Origin of the sequence: Wolbachia endosymbiont of Drosophila nikananu, from assembly GCF_028981865.1 — a bacterium.
In the GTDB taxonomy this organism is placed as follows: Bacteria; Pseudomonadota; Alphaproteobacteria; order Rickettsiales; family Anaplasmataceae; genus Wolbachia; species Wolbachia pipientis_B.
Genome location: NZ_JAPQLL010000025.1, coordinates 1 through 9,404, shown reverse-complemented (window position 1 = coordinate 9,404; position 9,404 = coordinate 1). Strand labels below are relative to the sequence as shown.

2 protein-coding genes and 4 pseudogenes are annotated in these 9,404 nt (G+C 35.8%); 2 read left to right on the top strand and 4 right to left on the bottom strand.

The window, feature by feature from the left end; translation table 11 throughout:
• Window positions 1–233: 233 nt before the first annotated feature.
• The 3 genes and pseudogenes from OZD67_RS01760 to OZD67_RS01750 all read right to left on the bottom strand — a co-directional run.
• Window positions 234–3,728: a cytoplasmic incompatibility factor CifB gene (locus OZD67_RS01760; RefSeq protein WP_182183945.1), complete on the bottom strand. Its 3,495-nt coding sequence runs from the start codon at window positions 3,726–3,728 to the stop codon at window positions 234–236.
• 53 nt (window positions 3,729–3,781) lie between these two features.
• A complete protein-coding gene (locus tag OZD67_RS01755; protein WP_274999665.1) occupies window positions 3,782–5,317 on the bottom strand; it encodes a cytoplasmic incompatibility factor CifA in 1,536 nt (511 codons plus the stop codon).
• Between the two features lie 138 nt (window positions 5,318–5,455).
• A pseudogene (locus tag OZD67_RS01750) lies at window positions 5,456–6,139 on the bottom strand (Rpn family recombination-promoting nuclease/putative transposase); the annotation flags it as partial.
• 203 nt (window positions 6,140–6,342) lie between these two features.
• On the opposite strand from OZD67_RS01750, the pseudogene OZD67_RS01745 reads away from it, so the two are divergent.
• Window positions 6,343–7,149 (top strand): annotated as a pseudogene (locus OZD67_RS01745) (IS110 family RNA-guided transposase); the annotation flags it as partial.
• A gap of 17 nt (window positions 7,150–7,166) precedes the next feature.
• On the opposite strand, the pseudogene OZD67_RS01740 reads toward OZD67_RS01745, so the two are convergent.
• Window positions 7,167–8,029, bottom strand: a pseudogene (locus OZD67_RS01740) (IS982 family transposase).
• A gap of 231 nt (window positions 8,030–8,260) precedes the next feature.
• Between OZD67_RS01740 and OZD67_RS01735 the strand changes: the two are divergent.
• Window positions 8,261–9,224: pseudogene (locus tag OZD67_RS01735) on the top strand (IS110 family transposase).
• The last annotated feature ends 180 nt before the right edge of the window (window positions 9,225–9,404 follow it).

The following is a 9,404-nucleotide window of genomic DNA, read 5'->3' as shown; positions in this document are numbered from 1 at the left end:
GCTTGCTGGTTTTGGTTGCTGGAAATGGTTGCGTTGTTTAAATTTATTAATGTTGTATACTACTAAATTAATAGCTGTTCATTTAAGAACCTCCTTCAACTTTACCCAACTCGACACATATACTTTTTGAAACATTGCTACAAGTAGAAAAAAACAGGTTACCCACCTTAACTTCTTTAAATTTGCTCACAATCTCTACTTGATGCATAAGGTTTTTGTTACACTCCTTTCATCTACCGATTACCTCTACCTACCGCCTTTACCTTTGCTAAGGTCAGAAACACACTAGCTTCAGGACTTTCTAAGCTCGACTGTGGCAGGCCACCAAAATTACTGGAATCACTAACACTAAGCGATATAGGTGCTTCTACTGGTCCACACCCTCCTCCCACTCTGTGATATCCTAATTCTAGATAAGTACGTAATAATGGATCAATTTGTTCTCTATTTTGAATGTATGCTTGCAATTGCACATCTTGAAATCCCGGATCATTCCTGAATAATTGTGAAATGCCCACTCTTATGTTCTGAAAGTAATTTCTATCTCTGTTTGGGTGGTTTCTTTCGAGAAAGTCACGCATAATATTTACAACATTCTGAACTTGTTCTCCAGGATTTTCATTTAGGACTCGATTAATATCCTTAGCATTTTCTAATGCCCATAAACCACAATTCCAACCATCTGTTTGCTGACGAACAGAAACATTATTAATCCTGATATTATTTCCTAAGTTATTTTGAATGATATCGGTAATACCACCTGGAACAGCAGTAGCAGTTGAATCAGCATAGTACCCAACATAGTTCCCATTTTGACGTTCAATCACTAGTGTAACCCAATGAGTATTATTTAAAGTAATGATTAAAGTTAAACGCTGTTGTTCTTCATTTTCCCTAAATTGATTTAATACTCTAACAATGTGCTCGTTACCGTCATTCCTTGCCAAATTAGCTGCTTCAAAAGTGTGATTACCTTCAGTACGAAGCTGATATTGCAATCTTCCAGCATGAGCTATATCAATTTGTTGAAGCCAGTAATCATAATGTCCATTTCTCGTTGCAAATTCTAGTGTAAGTAGATCATTTACTTCTATCCCTTGATTTCCAAGAATATCTCTTATTTGTCTTCTTATTCCTTGTGCTGTAGGAATGGCATTATCACCTCCCATTATTCTTGACCTTAGTATTTCTAGGAGTTGTTGTATACTACCTTCGAAGGTAGTAATACTAACACATCGATTATCACCTAGATCAAACGGTAAAATCTGGTTCCGTCCGGGATTTTCTCGAATATAATTTATTAAATTTTCACGAGTCTGATCTGATAATAGACCCTCTGGTGGATTTTCATCAATAACACTTTCAGGGCCCACTAGTCCTCCTGATCTTAAGTCACGACCACCACGATCAAGTTTATGTACATACTCTTCTCTTCCTATTCCTTCTGGAATAGATATCAGACCTTCTACTCTCCCTGCACCTGCATTAAATATAAGAGGAAATAAAACCGCCTCATTTCCAGAAGTAATAAGCAAATATCCTCTTTGCTTGTTCATAAGTTCTTTTATTCGATCTTTTGCGTTATTCTCCTTTTGTGCTACTTCTTCTACATTACCAGCAAATCTTAATATATATCCAATTGGATGAGTATCTAGATCATTCTCTGTAGGTTGTCTTAATAATAAAAGGTCTAATGTCTGTTCTGTAATTCTTGTGAGTATTACCCTTTCTCCTTCTTCTTCCTGCCCCCTTTTCAAACTATATGTTTGACCAACTTTATACATAGCAAGCACTTTATAAGGATTATCACTAGCATAAAATGTACCATGTAGTATAGAACGAAACTTACCCTCACTATTAACATTTATTGCGTCCCTAAGTGGCATCAATATTCCAGAGATCTCTTGAAATAGTTCTCTATGCTGACCTACATTTTTCCAGCCATCGTTCATAACCCTTTCTGAAATACCATGTACATTTTCAACATTAGGCACTTGTATAAGATCACCAGCAAGAAAATTATTTGCATTATTATTTTGGTAATCGTGATATAAACCAAGGTCATTTGGTTGATCAATATCTAGCTCAAATTGGTCATTAAGTGTGCATGAAACTTCCCATATATGAACATTATTTCTATTAACATTAAGAGCTTGTAAATCGATAGCTTCTTGCTGTTGCGCATCGTGAGCTCTAATATGAAGTGTAACTATATTATAACCCTGAGCATAAAAGACCATAGTTAAAGTATGTCTTCTTAAATCTCCATCACCGTATCTAAATATATACTTTCTTACACGTACTCGATCTTCTCCTTCTTCCAGCTCTAAATACTCTCTAGCAAAAGCACTACTCCCAAAAGTAAAACCAGTTATACAATCAAATATTCTGTTATAATTCTCTGCATTTCTTGGTATTTCAGCAGGAAGATGTTGAAGTAAGAAATCTCTAATATTTTCTCTAATTTCTTCATTCTCCAAACACTCAAATAATCTTTGTACTAAAGGAAATCTATCCTGTTGAAGCCCTACCGTATCAACCCTAAAAGGAATTCGATTTAAATCAAAATTTAATCCAAAACAAACAGTATGCTCTGATGTGGTATGAATAGGTATAAATGAAGAAACATATAATCTTTTAGCGTGACCTCTGGCACAGTCTAATGCGGTACTGGACAATGTTGCTCCTGTAGCAATATTAATGACAATAGGAACATTTCCTCTTTCTTCTTGATGACGTACAAGAAAAGCAACATGTGAGTTTCTAGGAGATAAGTCAAGATCGATGCCTATTGTGTAGCGATGACTAAAATTTGCTAAGAAACCTAATAAAAACCCGTAACTCTCAAACTTTTGACTGCGATTTTGAATGTCATTTTGTAGGCTGCCTAGGTAATTACGATAGATTCGAGTTATGTATGGCAAAATTCCTTCATTTATTCCACGTTCTACATTTATTCTTTGGTTACTTGCTAGCACTTCCATAAAATTGAAAATCCCTTGCTGACCTGGTGCAGCTTGCACAAAATTGACCAAATGACCAAGCTGTACTCTCTGATCTTGATTGAGTCGTATACTTCCTATTTCCTTAACTGTCAACACACTGCGTGGCGCAGGCGCATTAATCCCCCTAAGCCTATTGCGTTCTATATGCCTCAGAAGGCTAATCTCAGACGCTGAATATTTAGCAAATCTATCTCTACCTTGAGAATCTTTTTCACGAATCACCTCGAATACTGTTGCAATTGCCTCTCCCTGACTCCTGCCTTTCCCATGCATACATACTTTGTACTGCTCAAAACTTAGGTCTTCTTCCCTTAAACCTTGATTTTGCTGTATAATTTCTTGTACTAGAGAATCTTTCTCCCTTTCACTAAATCTTAACCCATCACTATTAGGACGATCAGAAATGCTGTAACACCTGACAACTTGCTGTCCGTCACGATTACGAGTTAAAATAACAACTTTTAGGTTTCCTGTATTTCTATTTCTACCACCTGTATCAATACCATGATTATCAAAACGAAAATAGACTTTCTCATCTGTATTCAAAATGCCTGCATCATGAGCAGTAGCAAACATACTAAAAAAGAATACAGGAAGGAAACGTCCTGTACCTACATGATACAAGAAAGATGGACATTGATCTAAAAAGGATTCAAACTCTTGTCTAAAACCATCAAGATCTCCATCCACTAAACTCCTAATAAGCCCATCACCATTACTCATACAAAATACCCCTTATTTACTACGACCAGAAATACCAAGAGTTCATAAGTGGATTACTTATTACCACTAAGCGTAAAGATGCTTTTTTTCTTATAAGAAGAAACACCACTTACACTAGGAGTTCCAAGCTCAGACTGCGGACTATCATCAACTGGCAAAGTTGTTTTCTTACTGCCATGAGCTTTAGATCGTGTCCGTAAATCATACCTAGGACCATCACCTCCAGGAGGTAAAGTTGTTTTCTCTAACTCAGAAAGCAATTCTTTCGCCAAATCATCGTAGTTTATACTTTCTTCCATTCCTTCTCTACCACATAATCTAAGGTTTTCTACCATGACTTCTTTAAAAAGTTCAAACTTTTCAGGAAAGCAACTTTTAGCAAATGATATTATATCTAATATTTCTTCTTTCTCTATTTCCCTATCGGACTTACAAACATCTTCTTTAAAAAGTTCAAACTTTTCAGGAAAGCAACTTTTAGTAAATGATATTATATCTAATATTTTTTCTTTCTCTATTTCCCTATCGGGCTTACAAATATCTTCTCGTTTCCAATTAATGATTAATCCCCCAAGTACACTCTTTATAGGAACTGTATAATTAGAAGTATTAACAGAGGTCTCTCTGTATTCAGTAAAGCGTTCACATTTCCAAATCTTCATAATAAGAGATCTAGCTTGAACACTTGACTCAGGATTTTTCAACATTACATTTGAAAGTGAGTAAAGGAGGAGGTCATACTCATCTTGTGAGAATATTTTCTCTGAATGATCTCCACGTTCTGAAACGCCTTTATAACACCAGCACTGTACCAAATCATGAACCGTATCAAAAAAACATGACTCTATTAATTCAGCAAGAAGGGAATATACTCCCTTATCTTTCTGCAGCAATTTCTGTAAAAGAGTATCTTTATCACCTATATTCCTTACACAAAAATCTAAAATAGGAGCGTCTTTCTCAACAGATTGAGGACGAGAAAGAGCAAGAATAGCTTCTGTAAGCTTCTTTTCCTTATCTTCTTCTTTTAAATGATTATAAAAATACTCTACCCCTTCACTCCACTTAAGTTTTACAGCACTGTCAAAACCTTCTACTGCATCATACTGCTTTAATTCCCCAGATTCTCTATCGATCCAGAAATCAAATACAGGACCTTTCCTTCGAATGCCACCCAAAAGCGAGTTTCGTATGTACTCATCAGTTATAGGATTACCTCTACTATCAAGTTCATCAGAAGAAAATCCATTTTTGTAGGATTCAAATGCTTTTTGAAAGAGTGGATGAATTTTATCTACTACACAGTAACTACAAGCCATCTCATATTTGCGAAGTGGATTATCGATTTCCTCTATTTTTTCTTCAGTAAACCTTTGACCTAAAGCAGCATTATCCAACCTTACACCTGACCAGCAACCTTCATCTTGGAATACATTGTGCAAGAACTTCAGCTTATCACCCTTAAAGTATTTTATGTGCTCCATAAAGTTATCCTGAAGGACTCCCACCCATCTCTTGATAGCTGACTTCCTCCCAGCAGCAACTGTTGGATCTGGATATTCAATAGCTTCCTGTAATTTTTTGGACATCGTAGCCCGAAGCTCTTCCTGTGTTGGCATTAACCCCTCTTGTTAAGTATTTATATAAAAAAGGTATTGTACAGACATTAGAATGGATTGCAATATTAAAATTACTAGAATAGAGGGTTTAATAAAAAAACGTTATGGCTAAAACTTCTTTTCTTGAATTTTCTTAATATAATCAACAGAAAACCCTGTTATTTCAGCAATAACATCAATAGAAACACCCGCCTTAAGTGAATTCTTTGCCACAGCAATTTTAGCCTGTTGTTCGCCCTCTTCCCTACCTTCCGCTCTGCCTTTTTGATGACCGATGAGGATGCCTTCTAGTCTGCCTTTTTCAGTAGCATCATCGAGTTTTTGAGCGAGGACAGCATGTTCATCAAGAATACGCTTTATCTCTTGTTCGTAGGCTATAAATTCTTTTTCTGACCAATTAAACTTATTCATCTCTTCATAAGCTCATTTTATTATTACATCACTACCAACTATTTTATCTAGGTCCTCTTCCCTTGTTTCTGCTGCATATCGAAAAAAATAACACCACTTTTCTACTATATTTTTTAATTGATCTTCTTTAGTCTTGGTAAACTTTGGTAATTCAATGAATACGAAATAGAGATCCTTTAAATCATGCTCATTAGTATTTTCATCCCGAATAGTATGATTAGATTTATACTCAGCCTTATCTGGAAAAATAATACAATCAGCAACAGCTATAAAGATAATTTCCTTGAGGTTATGATAATCATCACCTTGATCTGTTTGACTTGAGTAAGCTTTAGCAGCATAACACTGTGCACGTTTTTCGAAACCTTGTATCTTGAAAAAAGCATCTAATGTTTTAAGCTTAAGCATTAGGTGGAGAAGGGAAGAACTCTGATCGAAGCCTTAGATATAAAATCTGTACTAAAGATAAGAATTCCCTTCTCAAAAGTATAGGCTGGACGGTATCGTAGAAAGACCTGAATGGTTCTAATTCTGTATTCACAAGACTAGCCTTACTTTTCATTTTTAATGGTAACGTATGGGGTATCAACAACTTTTTGGGCATAGATATATCAAAAGATCGCTTTGATGTTTTTCTCTCATTTATAAGCAAAAAAGGAAAGCGTGAAACTAGAAAAAGGAGCTTTAAGAACGATGATCATGGGTTTCAAAGTCTACTGAATTTTCTACACAAACATAATGTAGAAAAAGTAAAAACCTGCATGGAATCTACTGGTTGTTATAGCGAAGCACTGGCTGAATTTCTACACAATGCTGGACATTTTGTAAGTGTTGTAAATCCTTATTGCATAAAATCTTATGCAAGGAGTAAGCTGATACGACAAAAGAATGATCAGACCGATGCAGAAGTTATTGCCGATTATTGTCAAAGACAAGAACCTATTCGTTGGACACCACCTTCTCCTGAAATGAAAAAATTAAAACATCTTTATCGTTGCTCGGCTGCGTTAAAAGATGAATTGACATTAGTAAATAACCACTTAGAAAAAAAAAGAGGCTACCTAAAGAAGTTGCAAATGCTTGGGAAGACCTTGCAATGAATATAGAGCAAAAAATAGAAACAATAAAAAACTCCATATGCGAACTATTAAAACAACACAAAGAATTGTTGGAAGATTTTCAACTCCTATTGACTATTCCAGGTATAGGAGAGAATAGCTATTTTAGCTGAAGTTCCTGATATAAAAGCTTTTAGAGATGCCAGGCAATTAGCAGCATATGCAGAAGTTATACCGCGAAATATGACGTCAGGTTCATCTGTATATGCCAAGCCCAGATTAAGTAAAGTTGGTTCACAAACATTACGTAAGGCACTTTTCTTTCCTGCCATAGTAACCCCAACTATGGATTAGCCGATAAAGAAAGGCATAGAAATGGAGGGCTTTTTCGACTGCAAGGAATAGGAAATCAGGACAGAAAAAACATGAATTAGGAAATTTGTTGGTGATCTGTGCCTTGTATGCTCAATCTCAAACTTGTTTTTCAAGAAGTCAAAAACCGTCTCAACAATCGATCTTTTTCTTAGCAAAATCTTCTCTTTCAGAGAAATCAGTGCGTTTTTCATGCCCTTTTTCACTTTAGTGACGAGTTTTAGACCTCTATCGAAGAGTTCCTCAAAGAGCTCTTTCTTTATATAGCCCTTATCTCCAAACAAAAGTCCTGTTAGTTTTTTGGTTATAGTTGGCACAGGTTTTCTATCGTCAACGTTACCTCTGGTTAGCGTAAGCGCTTGAATTTCTCCAATTTCGTTGATCACCAAGTGCAATTTGAAGCCGAAAAACCAACCGTATGTGCTCTTACTAATTTCTGCCAAACCATTAAAAACTTTATTCCTGGAGATCCTTCTTTTGTGGCAAATGGCGATTGTAGAAGTTAGGAAATACCTGTCATTCATCGACTTCGCCTGTTCGCAGAACCATTGCAAAAGTAATGCTAAATACCATAAAATCCGCGATTTAAGAGCGATAAACCGGTCATATGTTGGCAATTTGGGAAACTCTAATTTGTAAAGTGGCAGATAAAGTAGGTAAAAAGCTTTGAAATTTTTGCATGGTGATTGGTGGTACAATAGGATTATGATAAGGATTTCTGGAGTCCTGGTATTCTAGTGGGTTTTCTGCAGTTTAATGGGAGTATATTGGCAAAGTTCTCATCGACCATGCGACAAAAATCCTCGACGCAACAGTAAAGTTCTGTAATATCTTTCTTCATGGGTAACCTCTTATTATCGCTAAAATACTAGAGCTTACCCTATTTTCCTCTTCTTAGCTGCACTTTTATCTATTCTTTATCCATAGTTGGGGTTAAGACGGTAGTATTATAACATACGTAGATAGTCAAGGTACTCAAGCCTATCCTTCGAGACGTTTGAATAGTTGTTTGGGACATATATATGCACCCGTTTACAATCTTAAACTTTAACTAAAACTCTCGAGGTTATTTATGGTTACATCTTATCAAAATTTTATTGGCATTGATATTGGAAAACTTGAATTTGTTACTGCAGTTAATGAACAAAAAGGTGTCATCAAATTTGACAATAGTTGTGTTGGTTGGAAACAATTCTACCAAAAATTTTCAAATATCTTGCCTAACTCCATGGCAATTTTAGAAGCTACAGGAGGTTATGAGCTTGGCTTATTGTATTTTCTTATTGATAGAAACATTGCTGTGCATCGTGCTAATACTCATCAAGTTAAAAACTTCATTCTATCTCATGGAACTTTGGCAAAGTCTTGATGCAAAAGCGCTTGCCCAATATGGTTCTGAGCGGTGTAGACATCTGCAGCTATTTACACCTATCTCAAAAGAACAAACCACCTTGTTTGCACTTTGTCAGCGTCGTGACGATATTACGAAAATGCTTGTTCAAGACAAGAATAGGCTAAAAACTCCTGGAAATGATTACATTAAGGAAAGTTGTCAACAAGCTATTGAATTCCTCAACAACCAGGTAGAAAAGCTTGATCAAGCTATACAAAAAATAGTCAATGAAAATCCTGAATTGCAATGATGCCAAAAAATTCTTGAAACAGTTCCTGGAATAGGTAGAAAAACCTCTCAATGTTTATTGTGTCTCATACCGGAACTTGGTTCTTTAAATAAAAGGCAAATTTCAAGCCTTGCAGGTGTTGCGCTTCATCCTAAGGAAAGTGGTAAAGCTATTGGCTACCGAAGGATTATAGGTGGAAGAAGTAACGTTCGTTCAAAGCTTTTTACAGCAGCCATGGCTGCTGCAAGGTCCAAATCTGCACTTGGTGCCTTTTATTCTAAGCTTATTGAAAGTGGTAAGAAGAAGATGGTGGCTATAACAGCTCTAATGCGAAAAATTATAGTAATTGCTAATGCAAGACTTAAAGAAGCAATTAATTTGCATACTCTTACAACGGTAACTGAAATTGGCTAATGAATATGTGCGTCCACACAGACTTAAAGCACATATTCATTAGCTAAGCAGAAATTGTTGTGACAGCTGTTTGATATAAAATTTTATTTCTATGACACACGGGTTTTTATTGCCCACATGATTGAACAAAGTTACACAAATAAAAAATTTTTAAAAAAACATAGTTGATATCTGGGATCT

Coding starts and splice junctions, on each gene's coding strand:
- OZD67_RS01760 (WP_182183945.1), bottom strand. CDS start 3,728: ATGAGTAATGGTGATGGGCTTATTAGGAGTTTAGTGGATGGAGATCTT.
- OZD67_RS01755 (WP_274999665.1), bottom strand. CDS start 5,317: ATGTCCAAAAAATTACAGGAAGCTATTGAATATCCAGATCCAACAGTT.